This window comes from Rosenbergiella sp. YN46 (assembly GCF_036620675.1).
Lineage (GTDB): Bacteria > Pseudomonadota > Gammaproteobacteria > Enterobacterales > Enterobacteriaceae > Jejubacter.
Genome location: NZ_JAZHEE010000030.1, coordinates 25,767 through 51,491 on the forward strand (window position 1 = coordinate 25,767; position 25,725 = coordinate 51,491).

Genomic DNA, 25,725 nt, shown 5'->3' on the forward strand with positions numbered 1-25,725 from the left:
AAACGCTGATGGAAATCCTCTGGCTTTTCGGCGCGGCCTTTATCGCCAGCGCCCTTGGCGGCGTTCTGGGTATGGCCAGCGGAATCTTTATCGTACCTATTCTGACGCTCTTCTTTCATACCAGCATTCATGCGGCAATTGGTGCCAGCATTGTGTCGGTCATCGCCTGCTCATGCGCCAGCGCCGCCCCCTTTATCCGCAGCCGACTGACCAATATTCGGCTCGCCATTCTGCTGGAAACCGCCACCACCCTTGGCGCCCTGAGTGGCGTCTTTCTGGCAGGTCTGATTTCCACCCGCTTTCTTTACGGCCTGTTTACCGCAGTGCTGCTCATTTCCGCCCGCCAGATGCTGGCCCGGCGTAAAGAGGCCGTTGTGGATACAGAACTTTCTTCGGGCAGTCTGGCCAGTCGACTGCGGCTGCATGCCAGCTATCCAGATAGTGCGGGCGCGGAGCACCGGTATCAGGTGGGCAACGTGCCGCTGGGAATGTCGCTGATGTACGGCGCCGGGCTGATTTCCGCACTGCTCGGTATTGGTTCCGGGGTACTGAAAATTCCCGCGATGGATACGGCGCTCCGGCTGCCGATTAAGGTATCGTCCGCCACCTCGAACTTTATGATTGGCGTCACGGCGGCGGCCAGCGCGGTCGCCTGGTACAGCCGCGGCGAAATAGAAGTCAATCTGGCGGGCCCGGTGGCGCTGGGATCGGTGGTTGGCGCGCTACTCGGCGCCCGGTTGTTGATGTGGCTGCCCGCTGAAAAACTGCGGCTGTTCTTTGTGGCGGTGCTGATACTGCTTGCCTTCCAGATGCTGATGAGCACCTTCGGGATTCACTTTCCGGGAGATTTATGATGAAACATGCCGAAAATCACCGGGCGATAGCGCTGTTGCTCTCCTGGGGCAGCACCCTCTCTATGCTACTGATTGCCGCAGGAATAGCGCTTACGCTCTGGCCACTACCGCCCTTTAGCGGCAGCGATATCGTCAGAGCGGGCATTCTGGTATTGATCCTGCTGCCGGTAGCCCGGGTAATGCTGATGCTGGCAGGATTTATCGGTCAGCGCGACAGGCTGTATGCATTGATTGCAGTGCTGGTTCTGATGATTATCGCGACTGGAGCGTGGCTGGGATAACGAGACAGCCTGAATACGCAGCGACAATATTGAGGCTGTTTTTACTGCGATGCCCGGCGCTGGTACCGGAAACATCGGATATCGGCGCTGAAAATGAAAAAAAACCACCAGGGTAATTCACAAGATACCAATTAAAGAAGACAAAACCAGAAATGAAAAAGCATTCATAAAAAAGACATAAAAATTCGCCAGAAATATAACCAAAAAATCTTGCGAGAAAAAAACCAACGATAAGAAAAAGCCATAAAAACATTAAAAAACAGGCTTTATCTGTAATAAACGAGGCTAAAACCACCAGCAGAAATAAAAATATGATTTAATATACATAAAGTTAGATTCAATGCTAACATATCAAGGGCAGCATTTTTTCACTGTAAAAAACAAAAATCACCTCCACAAAACCCAGAAAAACCATAAAGATAATAATATTCATATTGGTTCTTACATCCATCGGATGATTCAACCGACTGAACATCGATGATGTACGATCTCATGTAACATAAAACAGGATAGCAATACCTGTACTTATATTCAGGATATTAATATGAGCTGGTTTGTCGATGCCTTTGCCACCTATCTGTATGGGCTTAAGGTGATAGCTATTGGTCTGGCCTGCCTGATGTTTATTAGCGGTCTGGACGATCTTTTTATCGATATCGTTTACTGGTTGCGACGGATCAAACGCGCTTTTACGGTATATCGTAAACATAAGCCAATGGACTATCGGGAGCTGTACAAACCCGATGAAAAGCCACTGGCCATCATGATTCCGGCATGGAACGAAACCGGCGTTATCGGCAATATGGCCGAACTGGCGGCCACCACCCTGGACTATGAAAATTACCATATTTTCGTCGGTACCTACCCTAACGATCCAGACACCCAACGCGACGTCGACGAAGTATGCGCGCGTTTTCCCAACGTGCATAAGGTGGTGTGCGCCCGCCCCGGCCCCACCAGTAAAGCCGACTGCCTGAACAACGTACTGGATGCCATTACCCAGTTTGAACGCAGCGCCAGCTTTACCTTCGCGGGTTTTATTCTCCATGACGCAGAAGATGTTATCTCCCCTATGGAGCTGCGGCTGTTTAACCATCTGGTCGATCGTAAAGATCTGATTCAGGTGCCGGTTTACCCGTTTGAGCGTCAGTGGAACCACTTCACCAGCATGTCCTATATCGATGAGTTCGCGGAACTGCATGGTAAGGACGTTCCAGTACGCGAAGCAATTGCCGGCCAGGTGCCCAGCGCAGGCGTCGGCACCTGTTTTAGCCGGCGTGCCGTTATGGCGCTGCTGGCGGACGGTGACGGTATTGCCTTCGACGTACAGAGTCTGACTGAGGATTACGACATCGGATTCCGCCTGAAGGCCAAAGGAATGAAAGAGATCTTCGTGCGCTTCCCGGTGGTGCGCGAAGAAGATCGCCAGCCCCGACGCTTTTTACAGAGTCGCCGCACCTCTAACGTCATCTGCGTGCGGGAGTATTTCCCGGACACCTTTACCACCGCGATGCGCCAGAAATCGCGCTGGATTATCGGCATCGTCTTTCAGGGGTTCAAAATCCATAAATGGAGCAGCAGCTGGACGCTGAACTACTTCCTGTGGCGCGATCGCAAAGGGCTAATCAGTAACTTCATCAGCTTTATCGCCATGATCATCATGATTCAGTTGCTGTTACTGCTGGCTTATCAGCGGCTGGTGCCGGATGCCTGGCAGTTCCTTTCCATCTTCTGGGGCAGCGCCTGGCTGGTTACGCTGCTGTGGATTAACGCCATTCTGATGACCAACCGCATTCTGCAGCGCATCATCTTCGTTACCATCTATTACGGTCTGGGCCAGGGGCTGCTGTCGCTTCCCCGCCTGTTATGGGGTAACCTTATTAACTTTATGGCCAACTGGCGGGCGCTGGTACAGGTACTACAGCATGGCGATCCGCGCCGGGTCGCCTGGGACAAAACCACTCATGATTTCCCAAGCGTTACCGGACAGAACCGCGCTCTGCGACCACTGGGCCAGATCCTTCTCGAACAGGGTGTCCTGACCGAACAGCAACTGGAAGAGAGCCTGATCAATCGCATTCCCGGCCTGCGACTCGGCGGTACTCTGGTCAAACGCCGGCTGGTTAGCCCCTTGCAACTGGCCCAGGCGCTGGCGGAACAGAACCAGGTTCCCTGGGAAGCGTTCGACGCCCGAACCCTGCCTGACTCGCTGATATCCCTTATGCCGGCCCGCGTTGCCCTGCGTTACGCCGTACTACCGCTACGTATGGAGGGCGATACGCTGACCCTTGCCAGTGAAAACGGCATCGATCCGGTCTCTCTGGCCGCGCTGGCGCGCAAACTCGATAAGAAAATCGACTATGTCATCGTCCCCAGAGGATGCGTCGTGACCGGCCTGCGCTACTGGTATCTTTCCGGGCGTAAAAACCGCGAACAAGACATGTTAAATAGCGCCGTAGCGCACGGCTGGCTGACGCCCGCACAGTCGGAACAGATCTGGCAGCACTACCAGGCTGACCAGTTCCTGTTTGCTGAAATACTAACCGGGCTTGGCGAAATCAACAGCGCGGCGATGAACGCCCTGCTGCTGCGCCATGAACGCAGCGACATGCAGCTTGGCGCCTTCCTGGTCGGCGAAGGGGTTATCAGTCAGCACACGCTGGACCGGGCGCTGGCGTTACAAAACGAGCTGCAAACCGCGATTGAACCCCTGCTTACGGAAGCGGGACTGTCCCGGGAACAGGTGGACACATTACAGCAGGAGGCCGCATGAAAATCTATTCGTCCAGACGACTGGCGGCGGCCAGCTTGCTGGTTATCTCTGCCCTTTATAGCGCCACATCGCTGGCGGAAGACGCCGCTTCACTGGAGCTCAGCGAATATCGTTACTTCGTCATTTATCCCCATTTCGAAAAGGCGCTAAAGGCGCAAAAGAGTAACGATGAACAGACCGCGCTGCGTGAATTCCGGCATATCCACAAGCAGGCCCCGGACAACATTCCCCTCACCCTCTATCTGGCCGAAGCGCAACGCCACTTCGGCCATAACGAGCAGGCCCGGGCGCTGCTTGAAGCGCAGCTGAAAAAATTCCCCAACGATGCAAGGCTTACCCGCGCGCTGAACGCCATTCCACGCAAAGTGACACCAGTCACAAACAAGGAACAGCTGCTGGCGCAGCTTCAGCGCTGCGAACAGTCGCCCTCTCCCCAGTGCCGCAGCGAAGTGGGCCAGAATGCCCTGCGTCTGAATGAACTGGATATCGCCGTACAGCAATTAAACGATGCACGCTTTGCCGCCAGCGCACCGGGAAAACAGCTGCGCCAGGATATTATCGGCCGCGCGATTCACCTGCAGGCCTGGGAACAGGCAGACGCCATGTTCAGCGCCCTGGCCCGGGAAAAATCGCTGACGCCCGCCCAGGAGCAGCAGTGGTTTAACGTATTGATTGCCGGAAAACGGGACGACAGGCTACAGCAGCTACAGGCGCAGGGCCTGATGAATAGCACCGAACAGCGTATCAATTACGCTACAGCCCTGGCGGAGCGGGGCGAACGGCAGCGCCTTGCCCGCTACCTGGCGCAACCTCAGCCCCGCTTCCAGAACGCCGGAGATGAAAAGCGCTGGCTCTATCTGCTTTCCCGCTACAGCGAAAATCCCCGGGCGGCCCTGGCCGGATTCCAGCCGCGGTTTGCGGAAAACCAGCGCTATCTGGCGGGCATCGAGCTGCCCCAGTTGCTGCGCGAACGCCGCTATCAGGAAGCACAACAGCGCCTTAACGCGCTACCGGCCAACGAATGGCTGAACGAGCGCTTCGCCCTGAGCGTGGCGCTGGGCGATAGCCAGAACGCCGTCACCCTGGCACAACGCCTGCGGGCGCAGTCCCCGGGAAATCTGGCGCTGCTGGACAGCCTCAGCTACCAGCTTATCAGCATCGGACAGCAGCGGGCGGCGACAGATATGCTGCTGGGCGCCTGGCCCTGGCGCGATAACGGTGCGCAATCAGAACGCCTGCTGCAGCGGCTTATCGGCCTGATTCAACAGCATCCGGACTGGGCCACCCCTACCCAAATGGCCAGCCTGCTGCGCCCGCATGCTTCACCCGACAGGCGTAACCTGCAGGCCAGATTACTCACCGCTAACAGCGACTGCGCACAGGTGAGCGCGCTGCTCGGCGATCTTTCGCCGCGCTATGACGCCGCCAGCTGGCAACTGCTTGCCACCTGCTACCAGAAAAAACTGCCGGGCATGGCGCTGTATGCGTTCGAACAGAGCGAACAGCGCCAGCCCGATAAGTTCACCCACAGCGCCGTCGCTTTACAGGCGTGGGAGGTTCAGGACTACCGACGCGCCGTTCAGGCCTGGTCGACCATTCCGACCCCGGAGCTGGATAACCCGGCGCTGTTTGCGGCGGCCAATAGCGCCCAGGCCGCCGCCGACCCCGTGGCCAGAGATCGCTGGCTGGATGAGCTCCAGCGGCGGGGCGCCACCGAAAACGAAGCCTGGTGGTGGCTACATTCCCGCCGCTATCTGCCCGACCAGCCGGAGCGGGCGCTGGCCGATATCAACAAAGCGCTGTCCATTGAGCCAACGACCCGGGCGCTGCTTTCCCGTGCGGAAATCTACCGCCAGCTTGATGAACCGCGTAAGGCGCTCTCCGATCTCCAGGCGGCGGAACAGCGCGAACCAGACAATAGCGCCGTCCAGGCGGCACTTGGCTATTCGCTGTGGGACAATAACCAAATGGCCCCCGCCCGCGAGGCGCTGGAAAAGGCGCTGACTGGTATGCCGGACGATCCGGCGCTGGTTAAACAGCTGGCCTATGTTAACCAGCGGCTGGACGACGAAAAACAGACGCGCCATTACGCGCAACGCGTGGTTGACAATATCGATTACGCAGCTGCCGCCGGGACACTCACCGACGATCGGCGCCAGGAACGCTACAACTTCCGCCGCCTGCATGAAGACGCCGGGCGCCGCTGGAGCTTCTCTCTCGATTCCACCGTCGGCCTGCGTTCTGGTGCTATGAGCTCCGCCAACAATAACCTGGGCGGCCAGCCGGGTCAGTCATACCGAAGCTACGGGCAGATGGAGGCGGAATACCGCGTTGGCCGCAATATGCTGCTCGACGGCGATCTGCTTTCAGTTTACGGGCGTCTCTACGCCGACACCGGCTCCAGCAGCGTGGTGATGCCGGTAAAAAATCCGTTCCTCGGCACCGGCGTGCGCTGGAAACCGCTGCGTGACTACATCTTTTTCCTGGCGCTGGAACAGCAGATCCCACTGGGAAATGGCGCCGAATCCGATACCATGCTGCGCGCCAGCGCCTCGTTCTTCAACGGCGGTAAATACAGCGACGAATGGCACCCCAACGGACGCGGCTGGCTGGCGCAGAACCTCTATCTGGATGCCGCCCACTATATTCGCCAGAACAACCAGGCCTATACCGCCGACTACCGCATCAGTTGGCACCATAAGGTGGCTTACGGGCAGACGGTAGAGCCCTATACCCACGTTCAGGCTTCGGCCTGGCGCGACGGCGATACCCGCACCACATACCTGGGGGGCGTGGGGGTACGCTGGAACGTCTGGAGTGGCGAAACCCACTACGACGCCTGGCCGCATAAAGCCAGCGTCGGAGTGGAATATCAGCGCACCTTCCATACCGTCAATCAAAGCGCCGGCGAGCGCAATAATGTCTTCCTGACTCTGGGAGTACACTGGTAAATGAAACGATTTCTCTCACTGTTACTCTACGCCACGCTGGCGTTCAGCGCGGGTGTTCAGGCCATGACCGCGGTGATTTATCAGCCGCAGCTCCGGGATCGCAGCATCGCCCTGCCCCGGTGGCAGCAGCTCATGGGCCAACTCCACCAGCAGGGCTTCGACACCCTGGTATTGCAGTGGACTCGCTACGGCGACGCCTTTAACGACAAACAGGGCCAGGAATGGCTGATGCAGCGGGCCGATGCCGCCCGCCATGCGGGACTGAAGCTAATTGTGGGCCTGCATGCCGATCCTGACTTTTTTACCCGCCAGATCCAGCCGCCTGCGGCTCAGGAAAATTATCTTAATCAGTTGCTGTACCGGGATCTGGAACAGGCTCGTCAGTGGCGGGCTGCTGGCGCTCATATCGATGGCTGGTACCTGAGCGCCGAGGTGGACGATCTGCACTGGCGCACCGATGAATCACGCGCCCGGCTGCTTGCCTGGCTCGCCAGTTCACGCCGCCAGCTGACGACCATTGCCGATAAGCCGGTCGCCATTAGTAGCTTCTTCGCCGGAAATATGACGCCGGACGGCTACCGGCAGTTGGTGAGTGAGATGGCGGCGACCGGCGTTAAAATCTGGGTTCAGGATGGCGCCGGCGTCGGTAAACTCAGCGCTACCGAGCGCCAGCTCTACCTCAATCGCAGCCTGTTTGAAGGCGCCGCACCTGGCGCGGGGGCTGTTTATGAAATTTTTCGCCAGACCTCCGGGACCGATGCGAACTTCAGCGCACAACCCGTCTCTGAACAGGCGTTTCGCCAGATCCAGAACCGTAGCCGCAGTGAGTCCCACGGTAAAGACCGACTGTTCTTCTCGTTGCGCTATTTGCCGCTGGCCCGGGGGATTCTGGAGCATTAACCTTAACGTGAAGTTTGGGTAAGGAAACTCTCTCTCCCTTCCAGGGTGTACGTTCCAGGGTGAGGGTGACAGGCGGCTTCGGCGCCCTGTTTCAGAACAGAAGCGGCAGAATATGATGATGCGGTGGGCTGTTCCGTTCATTGCCGGGAAACTCCCTCTCCCGTTTCGGGAGAGGGCCGGGGTGAGGGTGACAGGCAGCTCTGGTGCCCGGTTTCAGCATAAAAGCGGTAGAATATGACGATGCAGCGGGTGTTCCGTTCACTTCAGGCAACAGCTTCTCTGTTAATCCACCACCGGTGAACGGAACCCTCGCCAGCACAACATATTCCTTCAGAACACAGCATTGTCGCAAAAACAGAGCAACCGGTATGACCACATACTACACCGCCGCCCCGGCCTGCATCTGAAAGACCACTGACCAGGTAAAACCTGAATTCAGTGCCACCTCAACCATTAACTCTCCGGCAGTAAAAAAAACTGCGCCTTACTCAGTTGGCATTCAACTTTTAGGGTGCAGTCCGGTATACAAACAATTAAGGTCATCGCCCCATAACGAGCACCGAAGCAACCCGTTACTCTCTCCCTGAAAGAGAGCCGTTACGCCCTCTGCGCGTCGCAGCCCGGCGCCGCTTATCCAGATCCTTAATCAGCCGGTTAACCTCGGGCGCGGCAAACATGGCTTCCAGAGTCTGGCTCAGCTTACGGCGCCAGTTGGGATACTGGTCGCTGGTGCCGGGCACGTTAACCGGCGTCGCCATACCCAGCCAGTCCTCCGGTTGCAACCCCAGTAATCCGCTATTACTGTCGGCAACATAACGCTGCATCGCCCGGTTCAGCACCGGTGACATCGCCATACGTCGCGCCTGATGCCCGGAACGCTTCGCCAGACAGCCGTGGCGATGCAGGGCATCAAGCAGAGTCTGCTTCGCCGCTTCGCGATCCTCATACAGCCCTTCCAGCACCTCCGCATCCGGATAAAGCCCCAGCCGCTGACCAAGGCTCAGATCGCCACTTTCCCAGTAGCCACGCAGGGTTGGCATATCATGGGTGGTCACTACCGCCATTGCCTGCTCGGGCCACGTTTCAGGAGCCCGTACCTGATTTTCGCTATCGCGCTCGAACCACAGCACTTTATAGGAATAAACCCCGCCTTCGCGTAGCTTACCGACAATCTCCGCAGGCACGGTGCCCAGATCTTCACCGATCACCATGCAGCGGTGACGGTGGCTTTCCAGCGCCAGGATAGCCAGCAGGGAGTCTACCGGATAGTGCACATAGGCGCCGCGATCCGCGGTTTCCCCGTAGGGGATCCACCACAGACGCAGCAGCGACATCACGTGATCGATACGCAGCGCCCCGCAGTTTTCCATATTAGCGCGCAGCAGCTCGATAAAGGGCTCATACGCCCGTTCCACCATGACATGGGGATTCATGGGCGGCAGCCCCCAGTTCTGACCGAGCGGCCCCAGAATATCCGGCGGCGCGCCGACGGAGGCCTTCAGGCAGTACAGTTCGCGATCGCTCCAGGTTTCGGCGCCGCCTTCCGCCACCCCTACCGCCAGATCGCGATATAGTCCGATAGGCATTTCCAGCTCGCCGCACTGGCGCCAGCAATCAGCAAACTGAGACCAGGCCAGCCACTGCAACCACTGCCAGAATGCCACTTCATCGGCATGCTGCTGGCAAAACTCCGTCACGGCGGGACAATGGGCTTCACGATACGCTTGTGGCCATACCGGCCAGCCCCAGCGCCCGGCGTCTTCCGCCATCTGATGCGCGTGCAGTGCATCGAAGGCCGCCTGCCAGTAAAGGCTGTCGCCGCGTTCGCGCACAAAGCGCTGCCAGGCGAGCATAGATTCATCCTGCTCATCGCGCAGTGCGAATCGTCGCCAGGCCAGACGCAGAGCGGCAATCTTCAGGCGAGTCACCGCCGCATAGTCCACCCATTCGGCATCGCGCGCCGCTTTCAGGCTGGCGTGAGTACCTTCAGCCTGGCGCCAGCGCTGCGCTTCTTCACTCAGCCGGAAGTCCTCCACCGCCTCAACGTCGATATAGATAACGTTCAGCCAGCGACGTGATGAAGGGCTGTACGGGCTGGCGCTTTCCGGATTCGCCGGATACAGCGCATGAATGGGGTTCAGGCCGATAAAACTGGCGCCGCGCTGCGCCACTTCAACCAGCATTCGCTTCAGATCGCCGAAGTCACCGATTCCCCAGTTGCGCTCTGAGCGCAGGGTATAAAGCTGCACGCAGGCGCCCCACAGCTTATCACCGGCGTTTAACGCTGGCGGGGTATAACAGCGCCGGGGAGCGATGATTATCCGACAGTGCCAGCGCGCCTCCTGCTGCACCAGCGTCAGGTTGTGGTAGCCCAGGGGCAACCCCTCCGTCAGTTTAAGGCTATGACCGGCCCGTACCTGACCGCCGTCATGATGGTCGCCCTCTTCCGTCGTGAGATGCCAGAGGTATTCCCCTTTTCCCGCCACCGGCAACACCATAGGATCACCTGCGATAAAGACCTTTACGCCAGGCACCGGCGCAGTCGCCCCGCACAGCGGAACGGCCGCGCCATCCATGGCTTCCAGCAAACGCTGTCGGGTCTGGTCCGCAATGGCCTGCGGCTTACCGTGAGCATTAATGTAGCTTGCCGCGATCCCCGCAGCGGCGGCTGCCTGTTCAAGACGTTTGCTTTCCATGGCGTTTCCTTCTTTCACAATTAGCGCTTTGCCTGCCAGATACGCGCCTGGTAGTCGCGGATCGAACGGTCAGAGCTGAACATACCGCAGCGGGCGGTGTTGAGGATCGCCGCGCGAGTCCAGGCTTGTGGGTCGCGATACAGCGTCTCCGCCTGCTTCTGGGCAGCGGCGTAGGCGCTGAAGTCAGCCATCACCAGGTAGGGATCGCCCCCTTCTTTGCCCAGGCTGTGCAGCATCTGGTCGAACGCATGCTGGTCGCCATCGCTGTATACGCCTTGCTCCAGCTCTTTCATCACCGCGTCCAGCACCTTATCGCCCTTACGCCATTTCAGCGGATCGTAGCCCTGCGCTTTAAGGGTTTTCACCTGCTCGACGGTATGACCAAAGATAAAGATATTTTCTTCGCCAACCTGCTGGGCTATCTCTACGTTAGCGCCGTCCAGAGTGCCAACCGTCAGCGCACCGTTTAGCGCCAGCTTCATATTGCCGGTACCGGAAGCCTCTTTACCGGCAGTTGAGATCTGCTCGGAAATATCCGCTGCCGGAATCAGCCGTTCCGCCACCGACACGCAATAGTCCGGCAGGAATACCACCTTCAGCTTATCGCCCACTCGCGGATCGTTATTGATAATCGTGGCCGCCCTATTTATCGCGTAGATAATGTTCTTCGCAAGGTAATACCCTGGTGCCGCCTTGGCACCAAACAGGAAGACGCGCGGTACCCGATCGGCCTGCGGGTTTTCGCGAATCTCCTTATACAGCGCCAGAATATGCAGCAGATTAAGGTGCTGACGCTTGTACTCATGCAGACGCTTAATCTGCACGTCGAACATCGCCTGCGGGTTAATCACAATGCCGGTACGCGCCTTCACAAATTCGGCCAGACGCGCTTTGTTGCGCTGTTTAATCGCCTGGTAGCGCTCGCGGAATGCCGCATCGTCGGCGAAGGCTTCCAGTCCGCTCAGGGCATCCAGATCGTTGGCCCACTCGCGCTTAAGCGTTTCATCCAGCAACGTCGCCAGTTCCGGGTTGCACTGCTTGATCCAACGGCGCGGCGTAATGCCATTGGTGACGTTATGGAATTTACCCGGCCACAGCAGGTGATATTCGGGGAACAGATCCTTTACTACCAGTTCGGAGTGTAGCGCCGCCACGCCGTTAACCGCAAAACAGCTCACCACACACAGATTCGCCATTCGCAGCTGACCGTCGTGCAGTACCGCAAGCTTCGCCCAGACCGCGTCATCCCCCGGCCACTGTTTCGCCACCAGCTTCTTAAAGCGGGTGTTGATTTCCCGGACTATCTGCATATGACGCGGCAGCAGAGTGCGTACCAGACGCTCATCCCAGCACTCCAGCGCTTCCGGCATCAGGGTATGGTTGGTATAAGCGAAAGTACGGCTGGTTATGGACCAGGCGTCATCCCAGCCCAGTTGATGTTCATCCAGCAGCACCCGCATCAACTCCGGAATAGCGATGGTCGGATGAGTGTCATTCAGTTGAATCACTTCGTAGTCCGGCAGTTCCGCCAGTTTACGCCCCGCCTGATGATGGCGGCGCAAAATATCGGCCACCGAGCAGGCGCACTGGAAATACTGTTGCATCAGGCGCAGCTTTTTACCGGCCTGATGATTATCATTCGGGTAGAGCACTTTGGTCAGTTTTTCAGCATCAATCCCCTGCTGTTCCGCCCTCAGGAAATCGCCGTCATTAAAGCGGGTCAGATCAAAAGGATGAGCATGTTTCGCCTGCCACAGGCGCAGCGGCTGAGATACGCCGTTACGGTAGCCGAGAACTGGCAGATCCCAGGCTTCTCCCTTCAGCACGAAAGCCGGCTCCCAGCGCTGTTTCCCGTCCTCTTTTAGAACCTTACCGCCGATACCTACCTGAACGTCCAGCGCTTCGTTATGGCGAAACCAGGGATAACTGGCGCGCTGCCAGTCGTCCGGCGCTTCCCTCTGCTGGCCGTCGTGAAAGGACTGACGGAACAGGCCGTACTGGTAGTTCAGACCGTAACCCATCGCCGACTGCCCGACCGTCGCCATAGAATCCAGGAAGCAGGCCGCCAGACGCCCCAGCCCACCGTTGCCCAGCGCCGGATCGGTCTCCTGCTCCAGCAGATCGCTCAGTTCAATGCCATATTCGTTCAGCGTTTCCGCCACCCCACCATACCAGCCCAGGTTCAACAGGTTATTCCCGGTCAGACGGCCAATCAGGAACTCCATTGAGATGTAGTTTACGTGGCGCTGGCCCGCTTTGATCTGTTTCTCCGGGCGGGCGGACAGAAGCTCCGCCACGGCGCCGCTTACCGCGTGCCACCACTGATGTTGCGTCATCTCCTGTGCGGCATGAAGGCCGTAACGCTGCCACTGACGCGCCAGGGCCGCCTGAAACTGCGCTTTATTAAATGACATAGACATAGGTAATCGGATTCCTGTAATGATTGAAATTATGTTTTCGCTAGTGTGCCAGGCTGCCCCCAGTACTTCCTCATCCTGGGGGGGATTAGGCAGGGAGGAGGGTCGGGGATGAGAAAAAAGTGTGATCGATGCCACTCAAAACGCCTGCCTCTTTTGCCATTTTCTCTTTTTCATTCAGATTTATCGCATCCAAAGCAGAATAAAAATAAGCGTTTATCACTTCAGGCAAGAACAAACTAACTCATTGAAAAATAATAAATTAAAATATTCTCATTATCAGGGTTTAATTCCATAAAAATAGTTTTCAGGCCCGGTTAATAAATATCTTTCTTTATAATTACAGGAAATAGCTTATTTCATGCTGGCTATACACTTCTTTAATCAGGTTTAATTTGCTATACATGACAGCTGCCAGCCCGGCCTGGAGCCTCAGTCAGGAAAAGTCTCGGGTGGTCCCCTGTCTAATGTAAATAACGCGGAAAACTGTGATAAGGCGCAACTTTGCCGGGGGAAAAAGCGCACCATGCTTGCATTGAAGGATAATCTGATCGAAGTTATGTAATAATTAATTTCGAGGTGTAAAAAAAATCAGGTTTGCGATGGCCAGCCACTGACCCATCCCTGATTTATCACCCTTTCCTGTACGGTAACGTCATTGAGTATGCTGATTCCTTCCAAATTAAGTCGTCCGGTTCGACTCGAGAACATGGTAGTTCGCGATCGTCTGCTGTCCAGACTTGGCGGCGCAGGGAATTATCGCCTGGTGCTGGTGACCAGCCCGGCAGGCTATGGCAAAACCACGCTAATCTCTCAGTGGGCGGCGGATAAAAGCGATATCGGCTGGTTTTCGCTGGACGAAGGCGATAATCAGACCGAGCGGTTTGCCAGCTACCTGGTGGCCGCGCTGCAGCAGGCTACCGGCGGCCACTGCCCACGCAGCGAAGCGATGGCGCAAAAGCGCCAGTACGCCAGCCTGAGCTCACTCTTTTCGCAGCTTTTTATCGAACTGGCCGAATGGCAGCGGCCGCTGTGGCTTATCATCGATGATTATCATCTGATCTCCAGCCCGGTGATTCACGACGCCATGCGCTTCTTCCTGCGCCACCAGCCGGATAATCTGACGCTGGTGGTGCTGTCACGCAATCTGCCGCAGTTGGGGATTGCCAATCTGCGAGTGCGCGAGCAACTGCTGGAAATTGGCAGCCAACAGCTGGCCTTTACCCATCAGGAAGCCAAACAGTTTTTCGACCACCGCCTGAGCGCCCCCATCGAAACGCTTGAATGCCAGCGCCTGTGCGACGACGTCGCCGGCTGGGCCACCGCGCTCCAGCTCATCGCCCTTTCCGCCCGCCAGAACAGCGGCGCGGCACACCACTCCGCCCGTCGGCTATCAGGTATTAACGCCAGCCATTTAACCGACTATCTGGTGGACGAAGTGCTGAATAACGTCGATGGTGATACCCGCCGCTTCCTGCTGGCCAGTTCCCTGCTGCACTCGATGAACGATGCGCTTATCGTTCGGGTTACCGGCGCGGAGAATGGCCAGATGCGGCTGGAGGAAATTGAGCGTCAGGGCCTGTTCCTGCAGCGTATGGACGACAGTGGCGAATGGTTTAGCTACCATCCCCTGTTTGGCAGTTTCCTTCGCCAGCGCTGTCAGTGGGAGATGGCGACCGAACTGCCGATGCTGCACCGCGCCGCCGCCGAAAGCTGGATGGCGCAAGGTTTCCCCGGCGAGGCGATTCACCATGCGCTGGCGGCGGGCGATGATAAGATGCTGCGCGATATCCTGCTACATCACGCCTGGGAACTGTTCCATCAGAGCGAGCTGTCGCTGCTGGAAAACTCCCTGAAGGCGCTGCCCTGGGAAACGCAGCTGGAAAATCCGCGCCTGGTACTGCTTCAGGCCTGGCTGATGCAAAGCCAGCATCGCTATGGCGAGGTGAATACCCTGCTGGCGCGCGCCGAACAGGAGATGAAGCAGGAGATCGACGCCGCCCTGCATGGCGAATTCGACGCCCTGCGCGCCCAGGTGGCAATCAACAACGGCGATCCCGACGAGGCCAATCGCCTGGCGCGCTCCGCGCTGGACGCGCTGCCGCTGGCAAGCTATTACGGGCAGATCGTCGCCACCTCGGTACTTGGCGAAGTACACCACTGCGCCGGGAACCTGCAGCAGTCGCTGGCGATGATGCAGGAAACCGAAGCCATGGCACGGCGCCATGAGGTCTGGCACTATGCGCTGTGGAGCCTGATCCAGCAAAGCGAAATTCTGTTCGCCCGCGGCTTTCTGCAGGCGGCCTGGGATATTCAGGAGAAGGCCTTCGCGCTGATTCACGAACAGCATCTGGAACAGTTGCCGCTGCACGAATTCCTGCTGCGCATCCGCGCCCAACTACTGTGGGCCTGGGGACGGCTGGACGAGTCGGAAGCCTCGGCGCGCAGCGGCATGGAGGTGCTGTCCGGCTACCAGCCTCAACAGCAGCTACAGTGCCTGACGCTGTTGGTGCAAAACTCCCTGGCGCGCGGCGATATCGATAACGCCCGCAGCCATCTGAACCGTCTTGAGAATCTGCTCGGTAATGGCGCTTACCACAGCGACTGGGTTTCTAACGCCGATAAAGTTCGGGTTATCTACTGGCAGATGACCGGCGATCGTGCTGCGGCCGCAGCCTGGCTGCGTCAGACGCCGAAGCCGGACTTCGCTCGTAATCACTTCCTGCAGGGGCAGTGGCGCAATATCGCCCGGGCGCAGATTCTGCTGGGAGAATTCGACGAAGCGCATCGAGTGCTGGAAGAGCTTAACGCCAACGCTCGCGCTCTGGAGTTGATGAGCGATCTGAACCGTAACCTGCTGCTGCTCAACCAGCTTTACTGGCAGCAGGACAACAAAAGCGAAGCCCAGCGCATTCTGATTGAAGCCCTGAGCCTGGCCGGACGCACCGGCTTTCTGAGCCACTTCGTGATTGAAGGTGAGACCATGGCCCAGCAGTTGCGCCAGCTGATTCAGCTGAATATGCTGCCAGAGCTGGATCAGCATCGCGCCCAGCGCATCCTGCGGGAAATCAATCAGCATCACCGCCACAAGTTCGCCCACTTCGACGAAAACTTCGTCAGCCGCCTGCTAAACCATCCGCAGGTGCCGGAGCTTATCCGCACCAGTCCGCTGACCCAGCGCGAATGGCAGGTGCTGGGGCTTATCTATTCGGGCTACAGCAACGATCAGATCGCCGGTGAACTAGTTGTTGCACCCACCACCATTAAAACCCATATCCGCAATCTTTATCAAAAGCTCGGGGTCGCCCACCGCCAGGAGGCCGTCGCTCAGGCCCGCCAGCTGTTGCAGATGATGGGCTATAACGCGCTGTAATAACAAAGCCACCGTCGCTCATCACGGTGGCTTATCTGATACATGCATCCATTATAAGGCCAGCTCTGCCAGCTCGCGCTCAGAAAGGCCTGTCACCTCAATAATGGACTGTACCGGGAGCCCCATCTTCAGCAGGCTGCGGGCAACCTCCTGTTTGGCTTTTTGCTCACCCAGCCTGATGCCTTCCTGGCGCCCCGTTTTAATACCCTTTTTGATACCTTGCTGTTCCAGTCTTTGTGCGGCAGTCATAAAAAGTTCCTTATAGTGCGGCGCCTGCTGGGCCATCTCCCTCAGAAACGCTGTGGCCGGGCCGTATCGCCGGTCTGCAACATCCATTGATTAACGTAGCCAGTTGGCCTTCCGTAGTGTATCCCGCCATCACGAGTCTGACCAGCGGCTCCATCAACACCATCAGATCCCGGGTACGGATATGTTTTAAGACCAGTTCCAGCATTGCCATACGGCGATGCCGCATAATATCGTCATCCTCCAGCGCACCGACATCAATTAACGGAAAGGGGCGGGTATAAAGTTGATGCGCCATTTCCGAATCGCTAAACAACGCCAGCCAGTTCAAAGGACAGGGCCAGGGGCTGGCGCGCCCGTGGCAAAACAGAAACGGAACCACCAGCGGCAGTTGCGCATACCCTTTATCCAGATGGCGCTGCATCACGGCGATCGCATACCTCATTAATCGAAAAGCCATATGGCGATCCGGGCTGCTTTGGTGTTCAAGCAGGATGTAAATGTAGGCTCCTCCGGTTGTCGTCTGCATAGACCAGAGTACATCCGCAAAATAAGTACGCAGATCTTCCTCAATAAAGGAGCCTGACTCCAGCTGTAACGTATTCTAGATCGCCCCCCTTTCGTATTTCCGGCGGCAGATAGATCTCCAGAAAATCCCGGGCGGTATCCGGATGAGCCAGAAAGGTTTTAAACAGACCATCATGAGGAACAGGCGTATCCGATTTTTTCATGGTGCTTCCCTGCCATGTCACGTTCACAGAGCCATGGATGTAACACAGGGTCTGTTTCATGGCCAGGGCCAGAGACTGATTTTCCGAGCCCGCTCGTAAAGCCCCCTTAACCATAAAAAAAGGTGCGCCGTAGCGCACCAGTTACTGCAAAATCAGCACCGTGGGGCAGCGATTACCCCTTGCCTTTTACACTGCTGATAAAGGTGGTTCGGGCGGAGGAGGATCCCAGTCGCTCGGCTTCATTCAGCAGTTTTAGCGCCTTATCAATATCGCCCTGCGCCACGGCCTGTTTAATGGCCTGGTTGAAATAGTCTTCGGTATCCGACAGTACTGGCCCGCTCTTCGCAGCAGGCGCAGGGGCTGCGGCTGGCGTCGGTGTGCTGGCCGGTGCGCTGTATACCGGTGCGGTATTGCCGACTGTGACCGGCGCCGGGCCTGATGAGCCGAACAGCGGCCCGACCAGTACGCTGGAGCCAGTATTGGTGCGCACTTTTAGCTTCAGACGACCGTCGGTGACGTGACGAGCGACAGGATCCGGAATATCCGGCACGGCGTTACCGGCCCCTTTCGCGTAAGCCTTGGCCGGATCGATCTGAACGGTAGTCTGCTGCAGATCCCGGGCGGTGGTAAAGACCAGCACATAGAGCTGCTGCTGGCCCAGCGCCGGGGTGAGCTTAAGGGTGCCCTCCAGGCGATCGGCGGACATCACGCCCGGCGCCTGGTAAGTAAAGTAACTGCTGGGAAAAAAGGCCGAAGGCGTCATGTTCTGGTCAAGTATCAGTACGTTCGGCGCGAAAACCTGGTTTTTATTGACCTCGCTGGCAAGGGTAATAGTCAGCTCGCCAATATTAGCCGGTACGCTGTATGCCGCAACCGGCCCGCGAATATCGCCCACGTTCAGGCTCTGACCACTGCTGGCAAGGTCGGTAGTCTGGGTTTTGGACTGGTTAACCGGCGTCCAGTGTAGCTGGCGTAGCTGTTCGGCGGAGATACGCGGCGCCGCGGAAGTATCCTGGGGAACGATATTCACCTCAGCCAGACTCACCGCTGGCAGAGAGGCGAACAGACCTGCGCTCAGGCACAGGGCGACGAGACTTTTCTTCATTTTCATTGTTGTCACCTGAAGTTAGGGAGAGCGGCGCAAAGGTGGCCAGGCAAAAGCGCTTTACGCCCGCGCGATCAAAACAGAGGGGAGCATTGCTCCCCTCACCAGGCAGTTACCACCAGATTTCCATCTGGGCGCCGAAGGTAAACTCATCGTCGTTACCGCGGCTGTTGGTGAAGATGCCGTTGCCGGAGGTGTCACGCAGCGCGGCGGTGGTCAGGTTGTCGCCGTCTTTTACGTAACCCCATTTTTCATCCCACTTCGCATAGGTGGCAAAGACGCGGATAGCCGGACGGGACCAGATGCTGTCGCCCGCCTGCCACTGCTGAGCCAGGGTGATTTTATACTGTCCGTTACGGTCACCGGTCTGCTGGGACTTCACGTTATCGTAACCCACTTCCAGCAGGGTGCTCATAACTGGGGTCCACTTGTACATCGGGCGCACGCCCACGGTCCACCAGTCGGTACCGCGGTTATTATCGAGATCGGTTTTCTGGAACATGCCGACGTACATCAGATCCCAGTCGTCGGCCAGGGTCACCGCACCGTGATCCAGCACGCGCCACATCTTGCCGTCGTTATTAATACTGGAGCCGTTAGCCAGGCCTTTACCGTGAGAGGTCATGGCGTCGGTGGCATACTGCAGTACAAACTTGTTGTAGCCTTTCAGCACGCTCTGGGTATGCTCGGCGGTAAACATCCAGCCGTCTTTCGAAGCGCCGTGTTCCATGCGATAGCCGTCGCGTGGGTTAGCGCGGCCATAGTCCACGCCCAGCTCCAGCATACCGCCCGGATTGGTTTCGATGCTCGACAGGCGCGCGTCGAAGGTGTCGTTAGCGGTACGTTCGGCGTAATCGCGCTGGCGCTCGCTGGTGTAGTTGTAAGAACCGCCGGCTTCAGAAGCGCGAGTGGCGGCCAGAGAAAGCTTACCGAAACCCAGATCGACGTTCTCAAGACCGGCGCCCGGGCCGGAGATATCCCAGTAGTAGAAGTCGATCATATGAACGTCGTGACGCTGATAGAAGCGTTTACCGGCCCAGATGGTGGAGCCTGGCAGCCATTCGATCAGGTTTTTACCCTGCACGTTTACTTCACGGAAGGCCGGGCTGGTATCTTCCCAGTCATTTTGCTGGTTGATGGAATAAGCCACGTTGGTGTCGAAATAGAAGCTCTTGTCGCCCTCTTTCCACACTTCCTGGCCCAGTTTTAATTCAGCGTAGGTTTCACATTCGTTACCCAGACGGTACTTACTCTGTGCCCCGGTTGCCTGGAAGCACTGCTGTTCGCCGCCGCTGCCAGTCCAGCCAATGCCGGAACGGGCGTAGCCGTGGAAGTCGACTGCCAGCGCCTGGGCGGACAGCATGCCGGCGGCGACAGCCATGGCCAGCGGAAGTTTGCGCAGTGTTATCATCGTTATTTCTCCTGAAATTGCTTTTATTGTGTAGGCGTACCCTTAAACGCCAGGCTCCTGATGCAACCGACGACAGGCAGTACCATCCTCACGGAATAAATGGCAGCGCTCCGGCGGCAGGCCGATGGCGAATGTCGCCCCCTCCTCGGCCAGCACCACATCGTTCTGGCGATACACCAGGTTTTGCTGGATGGCGGGGATCTGAATATGAATCTGGGTTTCGTAACCGAGCTGCTCCACCACCTGAATCTCCCCTTCCAGGGTGACATCGGCGATTTCGCTGGGCAGAAGATGTTCGGGACGGATGCCTAAAGACATTCTGGCGCCAACCTGAACGCCCGCACTTTCGACCGGCAGCCAAATCTGCTGGCGGTTCGGCAGTTCCACCTGCACCTGATCGATGGCGATGGCGGTGACTTTCACCGGCAGGAAGTTCATCTTCGGCGAGCCGATAAAGCCCGCCACAAAGCGATCCGCCGGATAGTGATAAAGCTCCAGCGGCTTGCCCACCTGAGCGACGCGTCCGGCGTCCAGCACCACGATTTTGTCGGCCAAAGTCATGGCTTCGACCTGGTCGTGGGTGACGTAAATCATGGTGCGCTTCAGGCGCTTGTGCAGGCGGGAGATCTCAATGCGCATCTGCACGCGCAGGGCGGCGTCCAGGTTGGAGAGCGGTTCGTCGAGCAGAAACACGTCTGGCTCGGCCACCAGGGTACGGCCAATGGCCACGCGCTGGCGCTGACCGCCGGAAAGCGCCTTCGGGCGTCGGTCCAGCAGGTGGGCCAGTTGCAGCACTTCGGCCACCTGGGTCACGCGCTGATTCATCACCGCTTTCTTCACCCCGGCCAGCTTCAGACCGAACGACATATTTTCCGCCACGCTCAAATGCGGGTAGAGCGCATAGGACTGAAAGACCATTCCCACGCCGCGCTGGGCGGGCGGCACATCATTCATCCGGGTTTCACCGATAAACAGATCGCCGCTGGTAATGGTTTCCAGCCCGGCAATCATACGCAGCAGCGTCGATTTACCGCAGCCTGACGGCCCGACAAAGACCACGAACTCCCCTTCGGTGATATCGAGGTTAATGTCTTTCGACACCACCACATCCCCCCAGGCTTTGGTGACATTCCGTAGCTGTACGCTCGCCATGCACTTCTCCCTCATTACAACGGACCGTCCGCAGACGGATATTTTCGATGTCGGGACTATGGCGGATTGCCGCAAACGGGGAATCCTCCACCCTGATGCTTTTTTGTGGGGGAGGAGGCGGGAGGATGAGGGAATGAAGCACCGACACCAATGCGCCGCGGCGTCGCTATTTTCGTGATCCAGTGACCATTCCTGGTCGCCTTTTTATGTGCGCCAGCACACATTAATGGCATTTATGCTACCGGGATCACACCTGGAGGGGGTGGGGCGTAGGCTCCGGGAGGATGAGAAGCGCTTGCCCGCAACGCAGACTGGGAACCGTACTCTATATACCATCAAAAGGACGGGACTATGAAAATCAAAACCGGCGCTCGCCTCCTCGCGCTATCCGCGCTAACGACGGTGATGTTCTCCGCCTCCGCGTTTGCCAAAATTGAAGAAGGCAAACTGGTTATCTGGATTAACGGTGATAAAGGCTATAACGGCCTGGCCGAGGTGGGAAAGAAGTTCGAGCAGGATACCGGTATTAAGGTAAGCGTTGAACACCCGGACAAGCTGGAAGAGAAATACCCCCAGGTCGCCGCCACCGGCGATGGCCCGGATATCATTTTCTGGGCTCATGACCGCTTCGGCGGCTACGCTCAGTCTGGCCTGCTGGCTGAAATCACCCCGGATAAAGCCTTCCAGGATAAAGTTTACGACTTCACCTGGGACGCGGTGCGCTACAACGGCAAGCTGATCGCCTATCCCATTGCGGTAGAAGCCCTGTCGCTGATTTACAACAAAGATCTGGTTCCGAATCCGCCGAAGAGCTGGGAAGAGATCCCGGCGCTGGATAAAAAACTGCGCGCCAACGGCAAGAGCGCCATCATGTTCAACCTGCAGGAGCCCTACTTCACCTGGCCGCTGATCGCCGCCGACGGCGGATACGCTTTCAAAATGGAAAAAGGCCACTATGACGTGAAGGACGTTGGTGTCAACAACGCCGGTTCCAAAGCGGGTCTGAGCTTCCTGGTCGATATGATCAAGAATAAACAGATGAACGCCGACACCGACTACTCCATCGCCGAAGCGGCTTTTAACAAAGGCAATACTGCCATGACCATTAACGGTCCCTGGGCGTGGGCCAATATCGATAAGAGCAAGGTGAATTACGGCGTCACCACGCTGCCGACCTTTAACGGCAAGCCGTCTAAACCTTTTGCCGGGGTACTGAGCGCCGGTATCAACGCCGCCAGTCCGAATAAAGAGCTGGCGAAGGAGTTTCTGGAAAACTACCTGATGACCGACGACGGTCTGGACGCCGTGAACAAAGATAAGCCGCTGGGCGCCGTGGCGCTGAAATCCTACCAGGAAAAGCTGGAGAAGGATCCGCGTATCGCCGCCACCATGCAGAACGCTCGTAACGGCGAAATCATGCCGAATATCCCGCAGATGTCCGCTTTCTGGTACGCCACGCGTACCGCAGTCATCAATGCCATTACCGGCCGTCAGAGCGTCGATACTGCCCTGAATGACGCCCAGGAGCGAATCACTAAGTAAACCAGGAGCGGCCCTGTTGCGCGAATGCAGGGCCGCAGAGCATCCCGTTACAGAGGAATGACCCCATGGATGTCGTTAAAAAGTCTTTCTGGCAGAGCGATGCTATCAGGTGGCTGGCCATTACCGGGCTGGGCCTGCTGTCAGGTTATCTTGTGGTTTTGATGTACGCCCAGGGGGAGTACCTGTTCGCCATACTGACGCTGGTGCTTTGCTCAGTTGGCCTCTATATTTTCGCTAACCGCCGCGCCTACGCCTGGCGTTACGTCTACCCGGGACTGGCCGGTATGGGGCTGTTCGTCCTGTTCCCGCTGGTCGCCACCATCGCCATCGCCTTTACCAACTACAGCAGTACCAACCAGCTCACCTTTGAGCGCGCCCAACAGGTATTGATGGATCGTACCTATCAGGCAGGTAAGGCACTCAATTTTGGTCTTTATCCTCAGCAGGATAAATGGCGCCTGGCCCTGAGCGACGGCGATCGGCATTATCTTTCCGAGCCGTTCTCCTTTGGCGGCAAGCAGACGCTTGAGATGCACGCGACAGGGGCCCTGCCGGAAAGCGAACGCGCCACCCTGCGCGTGATTACCCAAAACCGCCAGGCGCTAAGCGCCATCACCGCCAGACTGCCGGATGAAAGCAAACTGGTGATGAGCTCCCTGCGTCAGTTTTCCGGTACCCGGCCACTCTATACCCTGGCCGATGACGGTACCCTGCTCAATAATCAGAGCGGCGTGAGCTACCGCCCAAACGACCATATCGGTTTCTATGAGTCGGTCAATGCCGACGGCAGCTGGGCCGGCAAGCGGCTCAGCCCGGGCTATACCGTGACCATCGGCTGGGATAACTTCACCCGGGTCTTCACCGATGAGGGGATCCAAAAACCCTTCTTCGCCATCTTTGTCTGGACCGTGGTCTTCTCAGTGTTGACGGTAATTCTGACCGTCGCCGTCGGTATGGTGCTGGCCTGCGTGGTACAGTGGGAATCCCTGAAGGGCAAGGCTATCTACCGGGTCCTGCTGATTTTGCCCTACGCCGTTCCGTCGTTTATCTCCATTCTGATCTTCAAGGGTCTGTTCAACCAGAGCTTTGGTGAGATCAACATGATGCTTAACGCGCTGTTCGGCATTAATCCTGCCTGGTTCACCGACCCGAATACGGCGCGCGCCATGCTGATTATCGTCAATACCTGGCTGGGCTACCCCTACATGATGATTTTGTGCATGGGGCTTTTGAAAGCGATTCCCGACGATCTCTATGAAGCCTCGGCCATGGACGGTGCCGGCCCGTTCCAAAACTTCTTCCGCATCACGCTGCCGCTGCTGCTTAAGCCACTAACGCCGCTGATGATTGCCAGCTTCGCCTTTAACTTTAACAACTTCGTGCTGATTCAACTACTGACCAACGGCGGCCCGGACAGGCTGGGCACCACCACGCCAGCAGGCTATACCGACCTGCTGGTGAGCTACACCTATCGTATCGCTTTCGAAGGAGGCGGCGGTCAGGACTTCGGTCTGGCAGCGGCTATCGCTACGCTTATCTTCCTGCTGGTGGGGGCGCTCGCCATCGTGAATCTGAAAGCCACGCGCATGAAGTTTGACTAGAAATGATTTCCAGGCGTATCTGGCGCAGTCAGTTTGGATACGGACAGCGTACAGGAACCGGAGCGTACATAAAGTACGTGAGGATTCCGAGCACTGCCCGGGTTCAAAATGACAAGTAAAGTAGCCTGATAGCAGACTAAAGGAGTACATACCATGGCTATGGTCCAACCCAAATCTCAACAATGGCGGCTGTTCGGTACTCACCTGCTGCTGCTGCTGTTTATCGCGGCAATTATGTTCCCGCTGCTGATGGTTATTACCATTTCACTGCGCCCGGGCAACTTCGCCACCGGTAGCCTGATTCCCGATCAGATCTCCTGGGAACACTGGCGACTGGCGCTGGGCTTTAGCGTGGAGCACGCCGATGGCCGCGTGACCCCGCCGCCCTTCCCGGTGCTGCTGTGGCTGTGGAACTCGGTCAAGGTGGCAGGAATTACCGCACTGGGTATTGTGTCGCTGTCTACCACCTGCGCTTACGCCTTTGCCCGTATGCGTTTCCCGGGTAAGGCGACGCTGCTGAAAGGGATGCTGATTTTCCAGATGTTCCCGGCGGTACTGTCGCTGGTGGCGTTATACGCCCTGTTCGACAGGCTGGGCCAGTATATTCCGATGATTGGTCTGAATACCCACGGCGGGGTGATCTTCGCTTACCTGGGCGGCATCGCGCTGCACGTCTGGACCATCAAGGGCTACTTTGAAACCATTGACAGTTCGCTGGAAGAAGCGGCGGCGCTGGACGGCGCCACGCCGTGGCAGGCCTTCCGTCTGGTGCTGTTGCCGCTGTCGGTGCCGATTCTGGCGGTGGTCTTTATTCTGTCATTTATCGCCGCCATTACCGAAGTTCCGGTAGCCTCACTGCTGCTGCGCGATGTGAATAGCTACACCCTGGCGGTGGGTATGCAGCAGTATCTGAACCCGCAGAACTATCTGTGGGGCGATTTTGCGGCGGCGGCGGTGCTGTCGGCGATTCCTATCACCGTGGTCTTCCTGCTGGCCCAGCGTTGGCTGGTCAGCGGCCTGACGGCGGGCGGGGTTAAAGGGTAACGCCTCATCATTTTTATACACAAAATAATTCAAGTTGCATCGCGGCGGCAACTGAACGAATCCCCGGGAGCATAGCACTCCTGTGTAACCGGGGGGAGTAAAGGCAGCCAACAAAGAGGCAGCTTGAAGTATGAAGTGTATACCTGTGGCTCTCCCGGTGTTTTTTACCCTGTGCTGCGCCGGGCAGAGAAAAAAGACAATGTCACTGCCACCCTCGTTTCAATGTGCTGTTAGCGGCCCACAGGCCGCTTTTTTTTATTTATCCTGAGCAGATGATTAATCCTGCCTGGTTTAATAATCACCTTCACCGGATAAGCGATGAAGAATCGGGCTTGGTCCGGCCGGTTTGAAATCCGGCCTGGCCCGCCTGTGGCCTTTCAGATGCCGGTTGCGCTATTTTTGCGACTATGCCGTGTTCTGGAGGAATATGTCACGCTGGCGAAGGTTCCGTTCACCTTAAGGGGATTTTTATATGTCGGTTGCGGAACCGGTAAATCTACATTGAAGAGCCGTATTCCGGGAAATATGTCACGTTGGCGAAGGTTCCGTTCACCTTAAGGGGATTTTTATATGTCGGTTGCGGAACCGGTGAATCTACAGTGAAGAGCCGTATTCCGGGAAATATGTCACGTTGGCGAAGGTTCCGTT

General features: G+C 57.3%; 14 protein-coding genes and 1 pseudogene. 9 read left to right on the plus strand and 6 right to left on the minus strand.

Annotation, left to right across the window (positions count from 1 at the left end):
• Positions 1 to 8: 8 nt before the first annotated feature.
• The 5 genes from V3W49_RS17585 to V3W49_RS17605 all read left to right on the plus strand — a co-directional run bounded on the left by V3W49_RS17585 (position 9) and on the right by V3W49_RS17605 (position 7,759).
• The gene (locus V3W49_RS17585; protein WP_500147229.1) at positions 9 to 854 is read left to right on the plus strand and encodes a sulfite exporter TauE/SafE family protein; all 846 of its coding nucleotides are present in this window, start codon (positions 9 to 11) and stop codon (positions 852 to 854) included.
• Positions 851 to 1,135 carry a DUF1634 domain-containing protein gene (locus V3W49_RS17590; RefSeq protein WP_500147231.1) on the plus strand — a complete coding sequence of 95 codons (285 nt, stop codon included), beginning with the start codon at positions 851 to 853 and terminating at the stop codon, positions 1,133 to 1,135. Before V3W49_RS17585 ends, V3W49_RS17590 begins: the two co-directional genes overlap by 4 nt.
• A 544-nt stretch (positions 1,136 to 1,679) precedes the next feature.
• Positions 1,680 to 3,908 carry a cyclic di-3',5'-guanylate-activated glycosyltransferase NfrB gene (gene nfrB / locus V3W49_RS17595; RefSeq protein WP_500147232.1) on the plus strand — a complete coding sequence of 743 codons (2,229 nt, stop codon included), beginning with the start codon at positions 1,680 to 1,682 and terminating at the stop codon, positions 3,906 to 3,908.
• Complete coding sequence (locus V3W49_RS17600) at positions 3,905 to 6,859, plus strand: NfrA family protein (RefSeq protein WP_500147233.1); 2,955 nt, start codon at positions 3,905 to 3,907, stop codon at positions 6,857 to 6,859. Before nfrB ends, V3W49_RS17600 begins: the two co-directional genes overlap by 4 nt.
• Entirely contained in the window at positions 6,860 to 7,759 is a 900-nt protein-coding gene (locus V3W49_RS17605; protein WP_500147234.1) for a DUF4434 domain-containing protein, read from the plus strand.
• Between the two features lie 572 nt (positions 7,760 to 8,331).
• On the opposite strand, the gene malQ is transcribed toward V3W49_RS17605, so the two are convergent.
• Both malQ and malP read right to left on the minus strand, forming a co-directional pair.
• Complete coding sequence (gene malQ, locus V3W49_RS17610; protein ID WP_500147236.1) at positions 8,332 to 10,455, minus strand: 4-alpha-glucanotransferase; 2,124 nt, start codon at positions 10,453 to 10,455, stop codon at positions 8,332 to 8,334.
• A gap of 20 nt (positions 10,456 to 10,475) precedes the next feature.
• Positions 10,476 to 12,875: a maltodextrin phosphorylase gene (gene malP / locus V3W49_RS17615; protein ID WP_500147237.1), complete on the minus strand. Its 2,400-nt coding sequence runs from the start codon at positions 12,873 to 12,875 to the stop codon at positions 10,476 to 10,478.
• A 661-nt stretch (positions 12,876 to 13,536) separates the two neighbouring features.
• On the opposite strand from malP, the gene malT reads away from it, so the two are divergent.
• Positions 13,537 to 16,245 (plus strand): HTH-type transcriptional regulator MalT, encoded by a 2,709-nt coding sequence (gene malT, locus V3W49_RS17620; protein WP_500147252.1) that lies wholly within the window; start codon positions 13,537 to 13,539, stop codon positions 16,243 to 16,245.
• A 51-nt stretch (positions 16,246 to 16,296) separates the two neighbouring features.
• Here malT and V3W49_RS17625 read toward each other — a convergent pair.
• From V3W49_RS17625 to malK, 4 genes and pseudogenes are all read right to left on the minus strand, one after another.
• Positions 16,297 to 17,222: pseudogene (locus tag V3W49_RS17625) on the minus strand (Rpn family recombination-promoting nuclease/putative transposase).
• Between the two features lie 172 nt (positions 17,223 to 17,394).
• Entirely contained in the window at positions 17,395 to 18,333 is a 939-nt protein-coding gene (gene malM / locus V3W49_RS17630) for a maltose operon protein MalM (protein ID WP_500147238.1), read from the minus strand.
• A gap of 106 nt (positions 18,334 to 18,439) precedes the next feature.
• On the minus strand, positions 18,440 to 19,738 hold the full coding sequence (locus V3W49_RS17635) for a maltoporin (RefSeq protein ID WP_500147240.1): 1,299 nt from the start codon (positions 19,736 to 19,738) through the stop codon (positions 18,440 to 18,442).
• A gap of 42 nt (positions 19,739 to 19,780) precedes the next feature.
• Positions 19,781 to 20,890, minus strand: coding sequence for a maltose/maltodextrin ABC transporter ATP-binding protein MalK (gene malK / locus V3W49_RS17640; protein WP_500147241.1), 1,110 nt, complete (start codon positions 20,888 to 20,890; stop codon positions 19,781 to 19,783).
• Positions 20,891 to 21,241: 351 nt separating this feature from the next.
• Here malK and malE point away from each other — a divergent pair, with 351 nt between their 5' ends.
• From malE to malG, 3 genes are all read left to right on the plus strand, one after another.
• Positions 21,242 to 22,432 (plus strand): maltose/maltodextrin ABC transporter substrate-binding protein MalE, encoded by a 1,191-nt coding sequence (gene malE, locus V3W49_RS17645; protein WP_500147243.1) that lies wholly within the window; start codon positions 21,242 to 21,244, stop codon positions 22,430 to 22,432.
• Positions 22,433 to 22,497: 65 nt separating this feature from the next.
• The gene (gene malF, locus V3W49_RS17650) at positions 22,498 to 24,033 is read left to right on the plus strand and encodes a maltose ABC transporter permease MalF (protein WP_500147245.1); all 1,536 of its coding nucleotides are present in this window, start codon (positions 22,498 to 22,500) and stop codon (positions 24,031 to 24,033) included.
• Between the two features lie 153 nt (positions 24,034 to 24,186).
• Positions 24,187 to 25,077 (plus strand): maltose ABC transporter permease MalG, encoded by an 891-nt coding sequence (gene malG / locus V3W49_RS17655; protein WP_500147247.1) that lies wholly within the window; start codon positions 24,187 to 24,189, stop codon positions 25,075 to 25,077.
• The last annotated feature ends 648 nt before the right edge of the window (positions 25,078 to 25,725 follow it).